A 19,554-nucleotide genomic window follows, 5' to 3' on the forward strand; every position below is an offset into this window, starting at 1 on the left:
TTCAGGTATTTGTTCTCTACGGTCTTCGGTCCATGAACCAAAAGAAACCGGGGTCCTGTGAGGGACAGGACCCCGGCCGATGCCGATACGACTTCCCAAGAAACATGGCACCTCGTCATGAGGTGGGGATGGCAGGCCCGAGAAAGCCCCGACGGACCTGCCTTGATCCCCTTTGCCGAAAGCCGTTACTTCGGCAACAGCACCTTGTTGACGACATGGATGACGCCGTTCGACTGGTTGACGTCGGCGATCGTCACTCGCGCCTCGCCGCCTGACTCATCCATGATGTAGAGCTTGCCCTTCTTGACTTCAGCGGTCAGCGTGTCACCGGAGACGGTTTTCATCTCGTACTTGCCGCCCATCGCTTTGGCCTTCTTCATCATTTCGGCGCCCGAAATCTTGCCTGCCACGACATGCGCGGTCAGCACCTTGGTGAGCTTGCCCTTGTTCTCCGGCTTCAGCAGCGTGTCGACGGTGCCCTTGGGCAGTTTCGCAAACGCCGCGTTAGTCGGGGCGAAGACTGTGAACGGGCCAGCGCCCTGCAGCGTGTCGACCAGGCCGGCGGCCTTGACCGCGGCGACCAGCGTCGTGTGGTCCTTCGAATTGACGGCGTTCTCGACGATGTTCTTGGTGGTGTACATCGGCGCGCCGCCGACATTCGGGTTTTTGGCATAGGCGGGCGCGGCAATCGCCACGCCGGCGACGAACGCGGAAAGGGCGATGGTCCTGAATGACGGCAAACGCATGTGGTCTTCCTCCGGGTGAGGGCTGATCGGAATTGATAGCCTTTGGAAACGCACAGGCAGTCACGCCGCCGACGGGGCGCAAGTTTCGCCGATCACGGGAACGTGATGCCGGAGCTGCTTAAACGAAAAGCCCCGCGCGAGGCGGGGCTTTGAAGGCTGGAGAAAGCGCTGCGTCTTCTATTCGGCCGGCGACGGTTTCTTTCGGAACAGCGCGACCAGATTGTCCCACAGCTCGATCTTGGCGCCCTGGCGCTTCATGATGATGCCCTGCTGGAGGATCGACAGCGTGTTGTTCCAGGCCCAGTAGATGACCAGGCCGGCCGGGAAACCCGCCATCATGAAGGTGAAGATGACAGGCATCCAGGTGAAGATCGCCGCCTGCGTCGGATCCGGCGGCGTCGGGTTCATGCGCATCTGCAGGAACATGGTGACGCCCATGATCAGCGGCCAGACGCCGATCATCAGCATGTGCGGCAGGGTGACCGGGATCAGGCCGAACAGGTTGAACAGCGACGTCGGATCGGGCGCGGCCAGATCCTGGATCCAGCCGAAGAACGGCGCGTGCCGCATCTCGATGGTGATGTAGAGCACCTTGTAGAGCGAGAAGAAGACCGGGATCTGCAGCGCCACCGGCCAGCAGCCGGCAAGCGGGTTGATCTTCTCGGTCTTGTACAGCTCCATCATCGCCTGCTGCTGCTTCATCTTGTCGTCCGCGTATTTCTCGCGGATCTCGAGCATTTTCGGCTGCACCTTCTTCATGTTCGCCATCGACGCGTAGGACTTGTTGGCGAGCGGATAGAAGATGGCCTTGACGATGACGGTGGTGGCGAGGATGGCCAGGCCGAAATTGCCGAAGAATTTGTAGAGCGTGTCGATCAGCCAGAACATCGGCTTGGTGATGAAGTGGAACCAGCCCCAGTCGATCAGCAGATCGAACCGCTTGATATGACGATCTTCCGCATAGGCGTTGATCTTGCCGACTTCCTTGGCGCCGGCGAAGATTTCGCTCTCCACCGTCGCCGACTGACCGGCATCGACGGTGATCGGATCGGTGAGGAAATCGGACTGATAGCGATGGCGGCCGTCCTCGAAATAGGCGTAGCGCGGCTGGAACGGCTGCTTCTCGGTCGGCACCAGCGTCACCGCCCAGTATTTGTCGGTGATGCCGAGCCATCCGTCGGTCGACTTGCCCGGCGTGAACTGCTTGTCCTTCTCGATGGACGCGTATTTGTGCTCCTGCAGGCCTTCGGTGCCGGTGAAACCGATCAGGCCCTCATGCAGCACATAGGTGCTGGCAACGAGCGGCTTGTCGAAGCGGGTGACGCGGCCGTAATTGGACAGCGATACGGCGGCCGTGCCCGCATTCTGCACTGTGTCGGACACCGTGAACATGTAGTTGGTGTCGACGGAAAAGGTGCGCTTGAAGGTAAGGCCCTTGTCGTTCGAATAGGTCAGCGTGACCGGGGTCGTCGGCGTCAGCGTCGCATTGCCGTCGACGGCCCACACAGTCTCGGGACCGGGCACCGCGCCAGTCTTGTCGTTGCCGACGAAGCCGATCTCGGCATAGTAGCCATTGGGCAGTGCCGCCGGGTTGAGCAGGCTGATCTCGGGCGAATTCTTGTCGACCGTCTCGGTGTAGTGCTTGAGCTTGAGGTCGTCGAGACGGGCGCCGGTCAGGTTGATCGAACCCTCGAGGCTCGGCGTGTCGATCCTGGCGCGGGTCGTCGTGGCGAGTGCCTGTTCGCGGCCGGCCGGCGTCACGGCGTCTGTTCCCGGTGCGTTGGGAATGGCGCCAGGGGCGGCGGGCGTTCCGGTGTCGGTACCGGGATTGGTGCCGGCGGCCTTCTTCTGCTCCTCGACGCGCTGCTGTTCGACGCGGGCGGCCTCGCGTTGCGCTTCGCTGCGCGGCAACACGTAAAAATATTGCCATACCGCCAGGATCAGCACCGACAGCGCGATGGTGATGAAGAAGTTCCGGTTGTTTTCCATCGAAAGCCCTTGGCCTATCGTGTTCCGCGCAGTCGGCGGGAAAGTTCGGCCTTCAACTGGCCGAACGGAGTGGTAAGCACGTCTTCGCGCCCGACGATGACATAGTCATTGCCAGGCGCCATGTCACTTGCCGCATGCGTGCGGACGGCTTCTCGCAACCGCCGCCGGACACGGTTGCGGACAACCGCATTGCCGACCTTCTTGGTGACGGTGTAGCCGACGCGCGGCGACAGGCCGTCGCCGCGGTCGAGAACTTCAACGAGAAAAAGCCGCCCGCGTCGCTTTTCACCACGACGGACGGCCAGGAATTCCGCGCGCTTCAGAAGCCGCTTGGGATTTGGTCCCACTGGCTTGCCGGTTGCGGGCAACGATCTCGTCTTCCGTTCAGGCGCTGAGCCGCTTGCGACCGCGGTTGCGGCGAGCTGCGACGACGCCGCGACCACCCTTGGTGGCCATGCGGGCACGAAAGCCGTGCCGACGTTTGCGGACGAGTTTAGACGGTTGGTAGGTACGCTTCATTTGTTTTAATACCGCGGGGTGCGGCCCTTCTTGATTCTGTCACTGTGTAACAGGAGCTTTGCCGGGCCGGCTTTGGCGCGATCGAAACCGCGCCGGGACGAATGGCCCGAGCGTGTGCGGGCTTATAGAAAGAAGGCTTTTGGAAGTCAATCCGGAGTCGTCGGGCGCAATCCGGCTCCGTTCAGGCCGGTTTATGTTTGCGACCAAGGATGAAATTGGCAAAAAAGCCGTAATCGCCTAATCTGCGTTGATCAAGTGATCGTGAAGACATTAGCCGCATGAGCGAAACCATACAGGCACAGGAAGGGATCGGCACGGCGGCGTCCACCGAGGCGCCAGCCGCCGTGCGCACGGTTCCGCTGTCGCGCGGCCTGTCGACCAAGCTGCTGCTGCTGACCATCGTCTTCGTGCTGTTGGCCGAAGTGCTGATCTTCCTGCCCTGGATCGCGAGCTACCGGCTGAACTGGCTGAAGGAGCGGCTGAGCACGGCGGCGGCGGTGTCGATCGTGCTGGTGCAAGGTGAATCCACCTCGCTGTCGCGCACGGCCCAGAACGACGTGCTGATGGCGATCGGCGCCAAGGCGATCGCGGTGCGCGACGGTGGCGTCTCGCGGCTGCTGGTGGTGGCCGAAATGCCGCCGAAGGTCGACGAGCACATCGATATCGCCTCGATCGGCATGATCAAGGGCATGACCGGTGCGCTCGACACGCTGTTTTTCGGCGGCGACCGGATGCTGCGCGTCTTCGGTCCGGTCGGCGACTCCGACAAGGAGTTCGAACTGATCATGCCCGACAACAGCCTGCGCAATGCGATGCTGCGCTATTCGCGCAACGTCGCCTTCGTCTCGCTGCTGATCTCGCTGTTCACCGCCATGCTGGTCTACGCCGCCATCGACCTGATCATGATCGGGCCGATCCGGACGATGACGCGCTCGATGCTGTCCTTCTCCGAGGCCCCCGACGATCCCGGACGGATCATCCATCCGGCTGCCCGCGCCGACGAGATCGGCGTTGCCGAGCGCGAGCTGTCGCAAATGCAGGAGCGGCTGCAAAAAATGCTCTCCGAGCAGAAGCATCTTGCCGACCTCGGCCTCGCGGTCTCCAAGATCAACCATGACATGCGCAACATCCTGGCCTCGGCGCAGCTGATGTCGGACCGCCTGCGCCAGGTCAAGGATCCGACCGTGCAGGCCTTCGCGCCGAAACTGCTGCGCGCACTCGACCGTGCCGTGTCCTATTCCGAAGGCGTGCTTCACTACGGCCGCACCCAGGAGCCGCCGCCCGCGCGCCGCCGGCTCCGGCTGCGGCAGCTGGTCGAGGATGTGCAAGGCCTGCTCGACATCGAGCAAGGCATCGAGTTCGTCAATTCGGTCGAGCCGGCCTTCGAGGTCGATGCCGATTCCGACCAGCTGTTCAGGGTGCTCACCAATCTGTGCCGAAATTCCGTGCAGGCGATGGCGGCCGACAGCGAAAACGCCCTGGTGCGCCGCCTGGCGGTTTCGGCCGTGCGCCTGGGCAGCGTCAGCCGCATTGCCGTCAGCGACACCGGACCCGGCCTGCCGCCCAAGGCGCGGGAAAACCTGTTCGCGGCCTTTCGCGGCTCGGCGCGCAGCGGCGGCACCGGCCTTGGCCTGGCGATCGCGCACGAGCTGATCCGCGCGCATGGCGGCACGGTGGAACTGGTCGAGAGCATTGGTGGGCGCACCACATTCGCCGTCACCATCCCCGACCAGCCGGTCCGGCTCGACCAGGCCCGCAACGGCCTGCGCCGCCCCGCCTGACGGTTTAGGGCGCTGGGTCGCCCGGCCCTCTTGTCTTCTGGCCCGATGCTTCTTCCAATAGCAGGAACCGGCTGAACTTCCGACCGTTGCCATCTGCCGGAATCCCAGCCTTCATCACCAACCAAGGCACTTGTGACAAAACTTTTGCCGGATCGGCTTGCTTTTCCGAAATTCAGTCGCTAGGGAACACGTCTCGTCGCGGCCGGTCGTTCACGATCGGATTGCGGGGCCATGGAAGACATGGCCTGTTGCGCGCCCGTAGCTCAGCTGGATAGAGCACCAGACTACGAATCTGGGGGTCAGGAGTTCGAATCTCTTCGGGCGCGCCATTCCATCCAGCTGAAATTGCTTGCCTTTCAGGCCTCGCCAATCAACCGCATCGGCATGATCGGGCTGGCGGTCAGCGCTGTCGCTGGGTACACGCATGAGGCACCGGTGTTGATGTTGCCGGCTCCCAACGCAAAACCTAGGGAATGACTGTCCGAAAAAGGCCGTTTTCAACTGCCGCCGATTCCTCGCGTTCTCATACATGCTGATCGGCGGGATGAGGCGCGCTCTCGCTCCGGCCCTCGCCCGCACCTCGAATTTGGTGCGCTTCAACTCCGGAAGAGTCTTCTGATGCTGCAGATGATCCAGCACGGTCTTCTGCGCGACGTTGCCAAACCCCCAAAGGCGCCTGCAAGCAGGGGCCTCTGTCTTCGACATGGGCCGTCACGTTCGATCTCGGTTGCCGGCGGACGATGCCGGCGCGCTCCCGGCTCGCACCTCCTGGAGCAGCAGCAACAGGTCTGCCTTGGCCCAAAGCAGATAGCAGACAAGCAATGTCAGCGGCGCTGCGACGAGCGTCCAGGAAGCGCCCGACCATACCAGTTGCAGGGCACCGCCGCTCCCCACCGCGGCCGAGACCAGCGCCGGCAGACGGCTGGCCAGAACGGCACTCCGGAACGGATTGGGCCAGTTGGCTGGCCAGCCGGGCAACGGCTTGCCGTCCTCGAAGGCGCTGCCGAACTTGCCGAGCGCATGCAGCAAGCCCGAGGTCGCCGCAAGCACAGGTTCGCCGAACAGGAACAGGGCGATGCCGAGTCCGATCGCCCCGACCCCTGACGTCATGTCGCCAAGGCGGTTTAGGGACACGTCTGGGGACGGCTTCCTGGCCCATGCGCGGCAGTAGATCTCGCCGCTCCAGAAGAAGACCAGCGTGGCCAAGGTGAGCGACAGGGCAGCGATGCTGCCAACGAAATAATCGAGGAGCGCGGCATGGCCACTCACGGCGGAACCCGGCGGCACGTCAACGATCTGGACCATGACGCCCGTCGCCAGCCCGAGCCCATTGCCGAGATTGTAATATCCTCCGGGACCTACCATGCGTGAACGGATTGCCGCGGCGAAACGCGACAGGCCTGAAGTGTCGCCCGGCTCTCCGGCGGCATCGGGAAGGTCATGCATGATCATTGATAACGAACCCCGCGATCAGGCAGCGCACGCAGAAGACGTGCTGGATCATCTCGATCCGAGCAGCAGACAGTTGGCCCGCACCTTCGACATATCGATGTTTCGACAAAAGCTGGTGTATGTGGCGCGCGGTGAGACCAGCTTAGATCAGGCCGCGGTCGATCGGGCTTGCTTCGGTGATCGGCTCGGTCGTCATCGTGCTCTCGTCGTCTCCCGCCCTGTTCAGATTGGCGCAGTGCGGGTGAGCGTTGGCGGGGACAATCTCATAACCGGCTGCGATCAACTGGAGACTCATCTCCTCGAAGTGACGCTTCGAGCCGCTGACGATCGATTCAGGCGTGTAGTTCCAGCCGTTGCTGGCAGCATTGGCCAAGATGCTGGCATAGGCATGCATGCTGGCGATTTTCACGTTTGATTCCAGCAACTGTCGGCACCCGCTTGCGAAAGAAGGTGACGGTTGGGCGGAATAGCCCAAGGCCGTGCATGCCAGCACTATGGATACAGGACGCATGGAACCCCCTTAGCCGATTGTTTGTTGCCGTTAGGGAAGCTTGCGCCGTGCGAGCCTGCGGCGGAATCGGGCAGATGCGGTATTCGGCCTAGTGCATTTGTAGCATTCTTCTGTAGCATTCTTCGGCTACGGAGGGGTTTCCAAGGACGGGGGTCCACAATGGTGCTCGGCGCTTCGAAAGCTCAAACGCTTGTCGCTTTGTCGGGTCGTGAGCGCGAGGTCGCGGAAAAATTCGCCGCCGGCCTGACCTATCGGGAGATCGGCAAGGCGCTTTTCATTGCTCCGGCCACTGTTCGCACTCACCTTGCGACCATCTACGGAAAACTTGGGGTGCGGACCAAGATCGGGCTCGCGGCGTACTTTGCCGGCGCTTCCGGCGCCCGGCCAGGCGGGCTGTCACCCCATCAAAGCGAAAAACCGCGGCTGGCGGTGATGCCGGTCAAGGGTCAGTTCGGCAAAACAAGGACCGATGCGGATGCATTGACGCGCGCGTTGACCGCAGAGCTCGGACGCTTCTCCCAGATCGGAATCGTCGCAGCGGCCACAATGTTCGCGCTCGCGAAGCGGCATCTCACTGTCAAGGAAATCGGCAGGACCACGGGAGCCAACTATGTCCTGGAGGTCGCGGTCCATAGCCAAGACAAAGCCATGCACGCCTTCGCGCATCTCGTGGACGCCGAGGAGGAAGTCGAGGTCTGGAGCGCAAGATATGATCTCGCCCAGACGTCATCGCATGACGAATTGACAGGCGTGATCAGCGGAAATCTCTTCCAGGTGTTGATGAAGCACGCGGCAGGCCCGCCCGCCCTCGAGGAAGCAATTCAGCACCACAAGCTCTATCTGAAGGCGTTTTACCACGTCGAACGGCCGACGGCGAAAGGCATGGTCGTAGCGCGGCGTCTCTGTGAAAGGCTCCTCGCCGCCGAGCCAGAGCATGCATTGATAAGGGAGACTCTTGCCTGGGTCGATTTCCACTCCTGCTTCAACGGATGGTCCATTGAACCCATCGAGGCCTTTCGCCGGGCTGGTGATGAGGCTCGGGCCGGACTTTGTGGCCATGACCGGGAAGCATCTCTGCACAGTGCTCTCGGATTGGCCGAGACTTATCTCGGAAACTTGCAGACGGGCCTTGGCTGCCTGTGGCGGGCCATCGCACTCAATCCGAACGATGCAGAGTGTCGTACCTGGCTGGGAATTGGGCTAACTTACGCCGGAGATCTCGAAGGTGCACAGGCAGCTTTCGCGCGGGCCGACCTTCTCAGTCCGAATTATCATCCGATCTTTCTGTTCAGGGGCGATGCCGAATACGCCGGCGGGAACTATAACGCCGCGACTGCCTCGTTTGATCGATTTCTGATGGTCCTGCCTGAATACCACTGGGCACGGCTCCTGCGGGCTGCATCATACATGGGGATGGGCGATCTCGAGTCTGCGCGGAAGGACGTGTCGTTCGTCTCGCGCGAGTCGCCCAGGTTGACCGGCGAGTATGTCGATCGATTGCAGCAAGCGCGCGGTCCGGAGTTTAGAAATAACCTGTGGTCACGCCTCAGCGCAGCAGGACTGCCATGGAAGTGACCTATCGAGGATGACATTGGGCGCATAGGGTCCGGTTGCGTGTCAACTTGCGTCATGGCGGGCTCCAACCCGAACGGCGGGAACGAGTGACGGCCTGCGACTGCACGGCGGTGGCAGGATGGCTGGTCAACACCGGCCACGCAATGGACTAAGCATTCGGGCGGCGCCTACGCGGGTCACCAGGACGAAGCTCGGCAAAGCGGCGCAGAATGCTGCAGAGCAAATCTTCGCAGCGCCGTCGTCCAATCTGCGTGGTAAGACCGCGACAAGGCGGAAACCAGCGGAGCCTGATTTGACCATTCCCCATACCCGCATCAAACGCGCACTTATCACCGGCGCGGGCGCGGCCGACGGCATCGGCTTTGCCATTGCCCGGCAGCTCGGCTATGCCGACCATGCCGTTTTTCTCACCGGTGCCAGTGCGCGTGTGCTCGATCGCGCCGTTGGGCTCCGTGCAGAAGGCATCGATGCCAAGGCCGTGGTCGCCGATCTCACCATGGCAGCTGATGTCGCGCGGCTGCGGGCTGAAGTCGGCGCCGTCGACATCCTGGTCAACAATGCCGGCATGGGCTCGCTGGCATCGCCATCGGTCGACAAGGCGTTTCTCGCCATGACCGAGGCCGACTGGGATCAGGGGATCGACGTTAGCTTGAAGACGGCATTCCTCGTCACGAAGGCCTTTCTGCCGGCGATGGTCGAAGCGGGCTACGGGCGCATCGTCAATGTGGCGTCGGTCACCGGCCCGCTGGTATCTTTTGAAGGCACGGCCGCTTATTCCGCCGCCAAGGCCGGCATGGTCGGCCTGACGCGGACACTGGCGCTCGAAGTGGCCAAAAGCGGCATCACAGCCAATGCCGTGGCTCCCGGCTGGATCGAAACGGGCTCGTCGAGCGAGATGGAGCGGCAAGCCGCCCTACATACGCCGCCAGCGCGGGCCGGGCGGCCGGATGAGGTGGCCGCCGCGGTGGTATTCCTGGCCTCGGAAGGCGCCAGCTATGTCAATGGCGCGCTGCTGGTGGTCGACGGCGGCAACAGCCTTCAGGAGCGCAAGGGCTGAGAACTCTGCGACTTCGCCGGAACGACCGGTGTTCATGATCGGACAGCGGGTCCGTGCTCTCACTACATCGTGCGCCAGGGCAGCTTCTATCGTCACCGTCGACTGCTCGATCTCACTTGACCTTCCAGCTGCTGGAACCCTTAGGGTCACGCGAGGTCTTCCGGCGGGCCTTTCATCGAGAGCAAGGAGTGGAGAAATGCATCGACGCGGATTTCTGACGGCAAGCCTGGCGACGGTTCTGGCGAGCCCGCGTGCGCTGGCGCAGACGAAGATGGACGATATGTCGATGCCCGGCATGGGCGGCCATGCCGGGCACGACATGGCCGCGATGGTGCAAGACGCGGTCACCCTGCCCGAAGGCCAGGCGTTGCGCGCCCTGCAAGTGCTTGCCAACGAAGCCGACCGGCCGGGCCTGCTCAGGGCGAGGCTGACCGCGGAACCGGCCATTGCGAGGTTCGCCGAGGGGCGCGACACACCGATCCTCGCCTATAATGGCATCAGCCCGGGGCCGCTGATCGAGGCCTTCGAAGGCGACCGCGTCGAGATCACATTTGCCAACCGCATCGATAACGAGGTGAGCACCATCCACTGGCACGGCATGCCGGTGCCCGCCGACCAGGACGGCAGTCCGATGGATCCGGTTGCGGCGGGCACCGAGCGCGTTTATGCCTTCGAGCTGCCGGAAGGCTCCGCAGGCTCCTATTGGTACCACCCGCACCCGCACGGCAAGACGGCAGAGCAGGTCTATCGGGGTCTTGCCGGCGCCTTCGTCGTCAAGGCCAAGGCCGATCCCATCCCGGCCGAATATGGCGACACGGTGCTGGTGTTCACCGACCTCAGACTTGCCGCCGATGGCTCGATACCGAGCAACAGCATGAGCGATCTGATGAACGGCCGCATTGGCGACCACGTGCTGGTCAATGGCCAGAAGAATCCCAGGCTCTCGGTGGCAAAGGGCGCCAAGCGACGCCTGCGCCTCTACAACGCCACCAACGCACGGTTCCTGAAGCTTGCCTTCGACGGCGCGACGATAACAGTCATCGGAACGGATGGCGGGCTGCTCGCGGCGCCGGTGGCGGCGGACGAGATCCTGCTCAGCCCGGGCGAACGCCTCGAGTTGGTCGCATCCTTCGACAGGCCCGGCCCCATCACCCTCGATACGCTCGGCTACGACCGTGGCTGGATGGGTCCCGGCCGCCCGGCCGATGCGGGGCTGACGCTGCTGACGGTCGATGTCTCGGAGAGCGAAGCCGAGGCGGTGCCGCAGCTGCCGGCGCGGCTGCGGTCGATCGCACCGTTCGCTGACCCTGTCCTCACCCGGCGGCTCGTTTTAACGGAGACCATGGCGATGAAACCCACCGGCATGGAGATGGGTTTCCTGATCAACGGCAAGGCCTTCGACATGGAACGCGTCGACTTCGTCGCCAGGGCCGGCGAGATCGAGCTCTGGGAGATAGTCAACGAGGCCGACATGGACCATCCCTTTCACGTCCACGGTACTCAATTCCAGGTCGTCGAACATGAGCGCGACGGCGCGGTGTCCAAGCCGCCCTATCTCGCATGGAAGGACACGGTGAACGTCGCCCGCGGCGAGACGGTGCGGCTCCTGCTGCGTCAGGATAGGCCGGGGCAGCGCATGTATCACTGCCACATCCTCGAGCACGAGCAGCTCGGCATGATGGGCGTGCTCGATGTCATGGCATGAAGTTCGGCATCGCGTTCGGAGCGGTGGTGCTGGCGCTGGCCGGTTCGCTGAGCCTCTCCTCGCCGCAGGCGGTCGCCTCCAGTGATGAGATCGTGGCCGCACGCCAGGCCTCGATGAAGGTTATGGCGGCGGCAGCGAAAACCATCGCCGAGATGTTCGGCGGCAAGCGCGCCTACGACGCCGCCAGCTTCAAGGCGGCGGCGGAGGCGCTCAGCGCCCGTACCGGACCCGCCCTGATGGCTGAATTCCCGGCGGGCACGCTGGGCGCGCCGTCGGGCGCCAAAGCGGAAATCGATCAGGCGCGGCCGGAGTTCGAGGCGCTCGCCAGTCACATTGGCGAACTCGCCGATGCATTGGCAGCCAAGGCCGAAACCGCGCCTGCCCGGATCACCTCGGACATGCGCATGGGCGCGATGACGTCAATGGACGGGGGCAGTCTGCTCGGCAAGCGGCTGAAGACAACGGAGGCGGATCCGGCCGGATTGCCGGCGGAGCATCTTCTGCACCTTATCCTCCAGGATTGCTCAAGCTGCCATTCCAAGTTTCGGCAAAAGGTGAAGTGAGAACCGGCGATCACACCGCCATTTGTTGCCCTCTTGTGCAGCGATGCGGAATGCCAGGAAGGCCACCTGTATCAAGACGCCTTCGCCAGAAAATTCCGATAATCCGACTTGGCCTGCAGCAGGCGCAGCACATTGTCTCGCGAGCCGCGCACATGGGCGCGTGCCAGCGTGCCGGCTCGGGCGGCGTCGCCGGCGCAGATGGCATCGACGATCTCGGCGTGCTCGTCGCGGGCGATCTTCCATTCGTCCAGCCACAACAGTTCGGTCCAGACGTAGTGCTGGCACTTGTCGAGAATGCCGCACAGCATGTTGTGCAGCATCACGTTGCCGCTGATTTCGGCGATGACGCGGTGCAGGTCGATGCCGACTTCCAGTTCCTGGAATTTTTCCCGGTTCGTGCGTTCCGGAATGGCTGCCAGCCGTTCGCATTCGGCCAGCATGGCGCGCAGCCGCGCCTTGTCCTGTTCCGTCGCCGCCGTTGCCGCAAGTTCCGTCGCATGGCCGTCGAGCAGTTCGCGGATCTCGAAGGCCTCGCGGAACATGTTGATGTCGAACTCGGTGACGACATAGCCTTGGCGCGGCCGGCCGGTGACCAGCCCGTCACGCTCGAGGCGATTGAAAGCCTCGCGCACCGGGGTTCGGCTGACCGTCAGCTTCGCCGCGATGTCGTTTTCGGTGACGCGGGAGCCCGGCGGGATCTGGCCGGTCACGATCATCGCCTTCAGCGCGGAGTAGACCGAGTCGCGCAGCGTATTTTTGGTTTCCTTGGCCAAGCTTCCCTTCCCACTTCTCCGGCCTTTCAGCCGGAACACGCATAGCTGTAGCCGCAGTCGGCGCAATTTGCCACGCCTCCGGCGAAGCCGTCCCTCACCAACCTGGTCCGGCACGAAGCGTACATTTCGAGCGCGCCGGCGGTGTTGACAACATCGATCGCTAGGCTACACTCAAAATTGTATACAAAATAGCATGCCAAATCAAAAACAATGGGAACACCGGTTGGAGAGCCGAAAAATGAACAGAACCAGAAACGTTAGCATCGTTGCGATGGCGGGCCTCATGGCTTCGTTCGCAGCCCCCGCCATGGCGGGCGACACTATCACCGTCGCCTCATGGGGCGGCACCTACCAGGAGGCGCAGACCAAGGCGTTTTTCAAGCCGACCGCCGACGCGCTCGGCATCACCATCAAGGAAGACACCACCAACGGCCTCGACGACGTCCGGCTGCAGGTGACCGGCAATGCGGTGAAGTGGGACATCACCGAACTTGGCGCCGACGAATGTGCGCGCGGCTCGAAGGAAGGGCTGTTCGAGAAGCTCGACTACGGCATCATCGACAAGAGCGGCATCAACCCGAAGCTTGTCCACGACGACTGGGTCGGCATTTCCTACACCTCGGTCGTGCTGATCTACCGGACCGACGTCTTCGGCGACAAAGGCCCGAAGACCTGGGCCGATTTCTGGAACGTGGAAAAGTTTCCGGGACGGCGCGCGCTGAGCGGCAGCCAGGCGACGGAAACGCTGAGCGTTGCCGCACTGGCCGAGGGCATTCCGATCGACAAGGTCTATCCGGTCGATATCGACGGCGCGTTGAAGTCCGTCGACAAGATCCGCGGCAATGTCGACGCTTGGTGGACCTCCGGCGCCCAGGCCATGCAGCTGGTTAAGGACGGCGAAGTCGACATGGCGAGCATCTGGAACGGCCGCGCCGGCACCTTGAAAAAGGAAGGCGCGCCGATCAGCTTTTCCTTCGACCAGGGCGTGCTGACCGCCGACTGCATGGTCATCCCCAAGGGCTCCAAGAACAAGGAAGCGGCCATGAAGGCGCTGGCGATGTTCGTCAGCCCGCAATTGCAGGCCAATCTGCCGCTCTATGTCGACAATGGCCCGGTCAACGAGAAGGCTTTCGAGACCGGCAAGATCCCGCAGGACAGGATCAAGGACATCAATTCGGCGCCCGAAAACGTCAAGAAGCAGGTGTTGCAGGATGCAGAATTCTGGCGCGACAACCTGGTCGAGGCGACGGAAAAGTTCAACAATCTGATCCAGCAATAGGCTGCGGCCGCAATCCAAACCACGGCAGGGCGACGCCTCGCCCTGCTTTCGCCGCCTCAGCCCCTGGGAGAGAAAAATCTTGTCCATTGCGCCATCCGCGTTCCCGATCGGCATGCGCGGGATCGAGAAACGATTTGGCAGCGTGCCTGTGCTGCGCGACCTCAACCTCGATGTCGAGGCTGGTGAATTCCTGACGCTGCTGGGGCCTTCCGGTTCCGGCAAGACGACGCTGCTGATGATCCTGGCCGGTTTCGTGCGGGCCAATGCCGGCTCGATCAGGGTCGGCGGCGACGAGATCATCACCACGCCGCCGCACAAGCGCAACATCGGCATGGTGTTCCAGAACTACGCGCTGTTTCCGCATATGAACGTCTTTCACAACATCGCCTTTCCGCTGAAGCAACGCGGCGTCGCCGCCGCCGAGACGGCCGAGCGTGTCGAGAAGGCACTCGATCTGGTGAAATTGCAGGGACTGGGCGAGCGCCGGGTCGACCAGCTCTCCGGCGGCCAACGCCAGCGCGTGGCGCTGGCGCGCGCCATCGTCTTCGAGCCGCGCATCGTTCTTATGGACGAACCCTTGTCGGCGCTCGACAAGGGCCTGCGCGAGCACATGCAGATCGAGCTGCGCGCCCTGCATCGGCGGCTCGGCATGACCACCGTCTATGTCACGCACGACCAGCGCGAAGCCATCACCATGTCGGACCGCATTGCTGTCATGAACGGCGGACGCATCGAACAGCTCGACAAGCCCGAAAGCCTCTACGCCAGGCCGCAAACGCAATTTGTAGCAGGCTTCATCGGCGAATCGAATTTCATTCCGGTCGAGTGCCGCAACGGCTCCGTCTGGTACGAGGACCGAAGAATCCATACGGCGGCGGCGACGCCGGCGGCAGGCCAGTACCTGATGGTGGTGCGGCCGGAAAAGCTGCGGCTCTTGGCAACCGCCGAACCGACAAGCGGCGTCAACGTGCTCAACGCGACGCTCAGTGACATCATCTATCAGGGCGACAGCTTCGTCTGCTATGCCGTGCTGCGCGACGGCCGGCAGCTGACTTTGCGCGACTATTGCCGCAGCGATGTGCTGGCGAAAATGCCGGCGCCCGGCCAGCCAGTCTCGTTCGGTCTCGATGCGCAGGACACAATCCTGGTAGCGGCAGACTGATGAGCGCGCAGACCGCCGTCATGCAGGAGAATGCCGGCCGCGCGGGCCCGGATTTGAACACGCAGGCGCTGCGCACGGACGCGCGGCGCGAGTCGTTGCGGCTGCTGGCGCTGCTGTCGCCGAGCCTGTTGCTGGTCTTCGCCATCATCATCGTGCCCATCGGCTGGCTGTTCTGGCTGTCGCTGTTCGACGAAGCGGGCGGCTTCAGCGCCGCCAATTATGCGCGATTCTTCGAGCAGGCCTCCTACATCAAGACCTTTGTCACCACCTTCAAGGTCGCCTTCATCGTCACCGGCGCCTGCGTGCTGCTTGGCTATCCCCTGGCCTACATGCTGTCGCAACTGCCGCGCCGCGCAGCGTCGATCTGCCTGATCTTCGTCATCCTGCCGTTCTGGACATCGGTCCTGGTGCGCACCTATGCCTGGCTGGTGATCCTGCAGCGCAAGGGCCTGATCAACAGCTGGCTGATCGACCTCGGTGTGATCAGCCAGCCGCTATCGCTCGCCAACAATTTTTCGGGCGTCGTCATCGGCATGACGCATATCCTGCTGCCGTTCCTGGTGCTGCCGCTTTACGCCTCGATGAAGACCATCGACACCGACTGCCTGCGCGCCGGCATGAACCTCGGCGCCGGCCCGGTCGCCACCTTCCGGCAGATCTTCTTTCCGCTGTCGCTGCCCGGCCTCGCCTCGGGCGTGGTCATGGTCTTCGTGCTGTGCCTGGGCTTCTTCGTCACGCCTGCGCTGATGGGCGGCGGCAAGGTCATCATGTGGGCGATGCGCATGGAACAGACCACCAGCCTCTATTCCAACTGGGGCGCGGGTGCAGCACTCGGCGTGGTGCTGCTGGTGGTCACGCTGGCGCTTCTCGGCCTGTTCCAGTGGCTGCTCGGCGCGCGCGCCACAGGTGTGTGGAGTTCGCGATGAGCGAGGATGTCGGCCTGCCTATCTCGCACCGGCAGCGGCTGTGGCTCTATTGCCTCGGCGGCCTCGTGCTTCTGTTCCTGATCGCGCCGTCGATCATCATCGTCATCATGTCGTTTTCGGACTCGACGCTGCTGCAATTCCCGCCGCAGCAATGGTCGCTGCGCTGGTACCAGACCTATTTCGGGTCGCTGGAATGGCGCGACGCGACGATCGTCTCGGTCAAGGTGGCTGTCATGACGGTGCTGGTGGCGACACCGCTCGGGACCGCGGCCGCCTATGCCATCAACCGGGGCACGCTGCGTTTCAACGGCACCATCAATGCGCTGCTGACGGCGTCGCTGATCGTGCCGGTGATCCTGATCGGCATCGGCACCTTCTTCCTCTATGCGCGCATCGGGCTCAACAACACGCTGACCGGCCTGGTCATCGCGCACACGGTGCAGGCGCTGCCGCTGGTGGTGCTGACCGTGCTGTCGGGCTTGCGCTCCTACGACATGAACCAGGAGCGGGTGGCGCGCAGCCTTGGCGCCGGCCGTGTCGCCGCCTTCTGGCAGGTGACGATGCCGCAGATCCGCTTCTCGATCGTCTCGGGCGCGCTGTTTGCCTTCATCACCTCCTTCGACGAGGTGGTGGTTTCGCTGTTCATATCGGGCGGCGAGACCACGACATTGACGCGCCGCATGTTCAATGCGCTACGCGACCAGATCGACCCGACGATCGCCGCCATCTCGACCTGCCTGATCGTGCTCTCGGTCGTGCTGTTGTCGGTTGCGCAGATCTTCGGCCGGCGGCATTGATTTCACCAGACGAATTCGCAGAAGTGACCCATGGGATATCCAGACAGAATGCGTGATTTCCAGTTTCCCGGCCGCTCGCCGGTTCGTGCCACCGAGGCGGTTGCCGCGACCTCGCATCCGCTTGCAACCCTTGCGGCCATCGACATGCTGCGCTCCGGCGGCAATGCCATGGATGCCGCGGTCTGCGCCGCCGCCGTGCAGGGCGTGGTCGAGCCGCAATCGACGGGCATCGGCGGCGACTGCTTCGTGCTCTATTCTCCCGGAGGCCAAGGTAAGGTGCTGGCCTTCAACGGCTCCGGCCGCGCGCCTGCCAGGGCGACGGTCGACTGGTACCGCGAAAAAGGCTTCGACCGCATCCCGTTGCAGGGTCCGCATGCGGTCACCGTGCCGGGTGCCGTCGATGCCTGGAGCCGCCTGCTCGAGGACCATGGCCGCAAGGGCCTTGCCGAGGCGCTGGCGCCGGCCATCCACTATGCCGAGAACGGCTATGTCGTGCACGACCGCGTCGCCTTCGACTGGGCCGAGCCGGAAACCGATCTGTCGGCCGACGAGCATGCCGCGCGCATCTTCCTGCCTGGCGGCAAGGCGCCGAAGGCGGGTGACGTCCACCGGCAGCCTGAACTGGCGGCGACCTTGCGTATCATCGCCAAACACGGCCGGTCCGGTTTCTACGAAGGCGCGGTCGCCGACGATATGGTGAGCCGGCTCAACGCATTGGGCGGACTTCATTCGGCCGAGGATTTCGCCGCGACCCGAGGCGACTATGTGGCGCCGGTCAGCACCTCCTATGGCGGCCATGAGATCCACCAGATGCCACCAAACAATCAGGGGCTGACGGCGCTCTTGATGCTCAATTTATTGTCGGGCTTCGAGCTTGGCGGGCTGGATCCCAATGGCGCCGAGCGCCTGCATCTGGAGATCGAGGCCGGGCGCCTGGCCTATCGCGACCGCGACCGCTATGTCGGCGACCAGGACCATGTCCCAGTGCCCGTGAAGCAGCTCCTGTCCGGCGCCTATGCCGACCGGCTGCGCGCCGAGATCGACCGCGGCCGCGCCATGACGCATCTGCCGCGCGTGGAGCTGCCCGGCAGCGATACGGTCTACATCTCCATCGTCGACCGCGACCGCAACGCGGTCTCCTTCATCAACTCGACCTATTATTCGTTCGGCAGCGGCGTCGTCGGCCCGAAGACCGGCGTCGTGCTGCAGAACCGCGGTTCGAGCTTCCGCCTCGACCCGGCGCATCCGAACGCGATCGCACCGGGCAAGCGGCCGATGCACACGATCATGCCGGGCATGGCGACGAAGAACGGCCGCGTGGTGATGCCGTTCGGGGTCATGGGCGGCGGCTATCAGCCGTTCGGCCATGTCCATCTGCTGACCAACATGATCGACTTCGGCATGGACCCGCAGCAGGCGCTGGATGCGCCGAGGGTGTTTTACAATGACGACACCGTGGAGGCCGAGCGTGGCGTTCCCACCGAGGCGATCGAGGGCCTGCGCCGGCGCAGCCACCGCATCGCCGAACCGCATCACCCGCTGGGCGGCGGGCAGGTGGTGCTGATCGACTGGGAGAAGGGGACGCTGACCGGCGCTTCCGATCCGCGCAAGGATGGTTTGGCGCTTGGCTACTGAGGCGATCCGTTGTCCAATGGCGTATCCATATCGAGGCAAGCCTGTCAGAAGGGCTCCCGCCAATAGTCGTTCGAAATCCAGCCGGTGATCATGACCCAAACTGAAGCCCACGCAGATCTCTCCCGCCGTCTCGCCGCCGGCGCCGACAACGCTCCGGCGATTTCGGCACCCGACAGGGCGACGCTCAGCCATGGCGAATTGCGCAGCCTGATCGCCGATACTGCAAAACAGCTGCATGCGCGCGGCATCGGCCGGGGCGACAGGGTGGCGATCGTGCTGCCGAACGGGCCTGAGATGGCCACCGCCTTCGTCGCCGTGGCGGCCGCCGCCTCGACGGCTCCGCTCAACCCCGCCTACCGGGCCGACGAGCTCGATTTCTACCTGACCGACATCGGCGCCAAGGCGATCCTTGTCGCGGAGGGCGAGACCGGACCGGCGGTGACGGTGGCCGAACGCCTCGGCATCGGCGTGCTGCGGCTTGTCGTGCAGCCCGGCACACCCGCCGGCAGCTTCACGATCGAGGGCGCAGCGATCGGACCACAGGCCGCGCCCGACATGGCGCAAGACAGCGACATTGCGCTGCTGCTGCATACCTCCGGAACGACATCGCGTCCAAAACTGGTGCCGCTCAGCCATGCCAACATCGCGGCCTCGGCTGCCCATATCGGCGGCACACTTGGCCTGACGCCAGATGACCGCTGCCTCAACATCATGCCGCTGTTTCACATTCACGGCCTGATCGCGGCCGTGCTGTCGTCGCTGGCTGCCGGTGGCAGCATCTACTGCACGCCCGGCTTCAACGCGCTGCGCTTCTTCCAGTGGCTGAGCGAGGCTCAGCCAAGCTGGTACACGGCGGTGCCGACCATGCATCAGGCGATCCTGCCCAGGGCAGCACGCAACACCGAGGCGCTGGCGGCGGCGCGTCTGCGCTTCATCCGCTCGTCCTCGGCGTCGCTGCCGGCACAGGTGATGACTGAGCTGGAGGCGACCTTCGGCTGCCCGGTTATCGAATCCTACGGGATGACCGAGGCCGCGCACCAGATGGCCTCGAACCGGCTGCCGCCGGGCCAGCGCCAGCCGGGCA

At 63.6% G+C, this 19,554-nt stretch carries 18 protein-coding genes and 1 tRNA gene; 12 read left to right on the forward strand and 7 right to left on the reverse strand.

What is annotated here, in order from left to right:
* Nucleotides 1-185 precede the first annotated feature (185 nt).
* From EOB59_RS03975 to rpmH, 4 genes are all read right to left on the reverse strand, one after another.
* Nucleotides 186-746, reverse strand: coding sequence for a fasciclin domain-containing protein (locus EOB59_RS03975; RefSeq protein ID WP_127271417.1), 561 nt, complete (start codon nucleotides 744-746; stop codon nucleotides 186-188).
* Nucleotides 747-923: 177 nt separating this feature from the next.
* Nucleotides 924-2,735, reverse strand: a complete 1,812-nt coding sequence (yidC, locus tag EOB59_RS03980; RefSeq protein WP_127294616.1) for a membrane protein insertase YidC — start codon at nucleotides 2,733-2,735, stop codon at nucleotides 924-926.
* Between the two features lie 14 nt (nucleotides 2,736-2,749).
* Nucleotides 2,750-3,103, reverse strand: a complete 354-nt coding sequence (gene rnpA / locus EOB59_RS03985) for a ribonuclease P protein component (protein ID WP_027040126.1) — start codon at nucleotides 3,101-3,103, stop codon at nucleotides 2,750-2,752.
* A 16-nt stretch (nucleotides 3,104-3,119) separates the two neighbouring features.
* On the reverse strand, nucleotides 3,120-3,254 hold the full coding sequence (rpmH, locus tag EOB59_RS03990; protein WP_008833937.1) for a 50S ribosomal protein L34: 135 nt from the start codon (nucleotides 3,252-3,254) through the stop codon (nucleotides 3,120-3,122).
* A gap of 278 nt (nucleotides 3,255-3,532) precedes the next feature.
* Here rpmH and EOB59_RS04000 point away from each other — a divergent pair, with 278 nt between their 5' ends.
* The gene (locus EOB59_RS04000; protein WP_128287718.1) at nucleotides 3,533-5,035 is read left to right on the forward strand and encodes a HAMP domain-containing sensor histidine kinase; all 1,503 of its coding nucleotides are present in this window, start codon (nucleotides 3,533-3,535) and stop codon (nucleotides 5,033-5,035) included.
* A gap of 252 nt (nucleotides 5,036-5,287) precedes the next feature.
* Nucleotides 5,288-5,364 (forward strand) — tRNA-Arg (locus EOB59_RS04005).
* Nucleotides 5,365-5,746: 382 nt separating this feature from the next.
* Here EOB59_RS04005 and EOB59_RS04010 read toward each other — a convergent pair.
* Nucleotides 5,747-6,487: a hypothetical protein gene (locus EOB59_RS04010; RefSeq protein ID WP_174800304.1), complete on the reverse strand. Its 741-nt coding sequence runs from the start codon at nucleotides 6,485-6,487 to the stop codon at nucleotides 5,747-5,749.
* Nucleotides 6,488-6,629: 142 nt separating this feature from the next.
* Nucleotides 6,630-6,896 (reverse strand): hypothetical protein, encoded by a 267-nt coding sequence (locus tag EOB59_RS04015; RefSeq protein ID WP_127396678.1) that lies wholly within the window; start codon nucleotides 6,894-6,896, stop codon nucleotides 6,630-6,632.
* Nucleotides 6,897-7,157: 261 nt separating this feature from the next.
* Between EOB59_RS04015 and EOB59_RS04020 the strand changes: the two genes are divergently transcribed.
* The 4 genes from EOB59_RS04020 (at nucleotide 7,158) to EOB59_RS04035 (ending at nucleotide 11,898) form a co-directional block, all read left to right on the forward strand.
* Nucleotides 7,158-8,573 (forward strand): LuxR C-terminal-related transcriptional regulator, encoded by a 1,416-nt coding sequence (locus EOB59_RS04020; RefSeq protein ID WP_127808384.1) that lies wholly within the window; start codon nucleotides 7,158-7,160, stop codon nucleotides 8,571-8,573.
* A gap of 292 nt (nucleotides 8,574-8,865) precedes the next feature.
* On the forward strand, nucleotides 8,866-9,630 hold the full coding sequence (locus EOB59_RS04025) for an SDR family NAD(P)-dependent oxidoreductase (RefSeq protein WP_245481818.1): 765 nt from the start codon (nucleotides 8,866-8,868) through the stop codon (nucleotides 9,628-9,630).
* 196 nt (nucleotides 9,631-9,826) lie between these two features.
* The gene (locus EOB59_RS04030) at nucleotides 9,827-11,335 is read left to right on the forward strand and encodes a multicopper oxidase family protein (RefSeq protein WP_127396676.1); all 1,509 of its coding nucleotides are present in this window, start codon (nucleotides 9,827-9,829) and stop codon (nucleotides 11,333-11,335) included.
* Between the two features lie 26 nt (nucleotides 11,336-11,361).
* A complete protein-coding gene (locus tag EOB59_RS04035) occupies nucleotides 11,362-11,898 on the forward strand; it encodes a cytochrome c (RefSeq protein WP_245481819.1) in 537 nt (178 codons plus the stop codon).
* Nucleotides 11,899-11,969: 71 nt separating this feature from the next.
* Here the strand turns inward: EOB59_RS04035 and EOB59_RS04040 are convergent, their stop codons facing one another.
* Nucleotides 11,970-12,671, reverse strand: coding sequence for a GntR family transcriptional regulator (locus EOB59_RS04040; RefSeq protein WP_127268040.1), 702 nt, complete (start codon nucleotides 12,669-12,671; stop codon nucleotides 11,970-11,972).
* A gap of 238 nt (nucleotides 12,672-12,909) precedes the next feature.
* On the opposite strand from EOB59_RS04040, the gene EOB59_RS04045 reads away from it, so the two are divergent.
* The 6 genes from EOB59_RS04045 to EOB59_RS35920 form a co-directional block, all read left to right on the forward strand.
* Nucleotides 12,910-13,950 (forward strand): ABC transporter substrate-binding protein, encoded by a 1,041-nt coding sequence (locus tag EOB59_RS04045; RefSeq protein WP_127328099.1) that lies wholly within the window; start codon nucleotides 12,910-12,912, stop codon nucleotides 13,948-13,950.
* 79 nt (nucleotides 13,951-14,029) lie between these two features.
* A complete protein-coding gene (locus tag EOB59_RS04050) occupies nucleotides 14,030-15,112 on the forward strand; it encodes an ABC transporter ATP-binding protein (RefSeq protein ID WP_128287719.1) in 1,083 nt (360 codons plus the stop codon).
* Nucleotides 15,112-16,038: an ABC transporter permease gene (locus tag EOB59_RS04055; protein WP_128287720.1), complete on the forward strand. Its 927-nt coding sequence runs from the start codon at nucleotides 15,112-15,114 to the stop codon at nucleotides 16,036-16,038. Before EOB59_RS04050 ends, EOB59_RS04055 begins: the two co-directional genes overlap by 1 nt.
* The gene (locus tag EOB59_RS04060; RefSeq protein WP_023810805.1) at nucleotides 16,035-16,835 is read left to right on the forward strand and encodes an ABC transporter permease; all 801 of its coding nucleotides are present in this window, start codon (nucleotides 16,035-16,037) and stop codon (nucleotides 16,833-16,835) included. Before EOB59_RS04055 ends, EOB59_RS04060 begins: the two co-directional genes overlap by 4 nt.
* A gap of 48 nt (nucleotides 16,836-16,883) precedes the next feature.
* Entirely contained in the window at nucleotides 16,884-18,470 is a 1,587-nt protein-coding gene (gene ggt, locus EOB59_RS04065; RefSeq protein WP_128287721.1) for a gamma-glutamyltransferase, read from the forward strand.
* Between the two features lie 90 nt (nucleotides 18,471-18,560).
* Nucleotides 18,561-19,554 (forward strand): AMP-binding protein (locus EOB59_RS35920; RefSeq protein WP_245486521.1); only part of this gene is annotated, 994 nt, incomplete at its 3' end.

It is taken from the genome of Mesorhizobium sp. M7A.F.Ca.MR.176.00.0.0, from assembly GCF_004023165.1.
Taxonomy (GTDB): Bacteria; Pseudomonadota; Alphaproteobacteria; order Rhizobiales; family Rhizobiaceae; genus Mesorhizobium.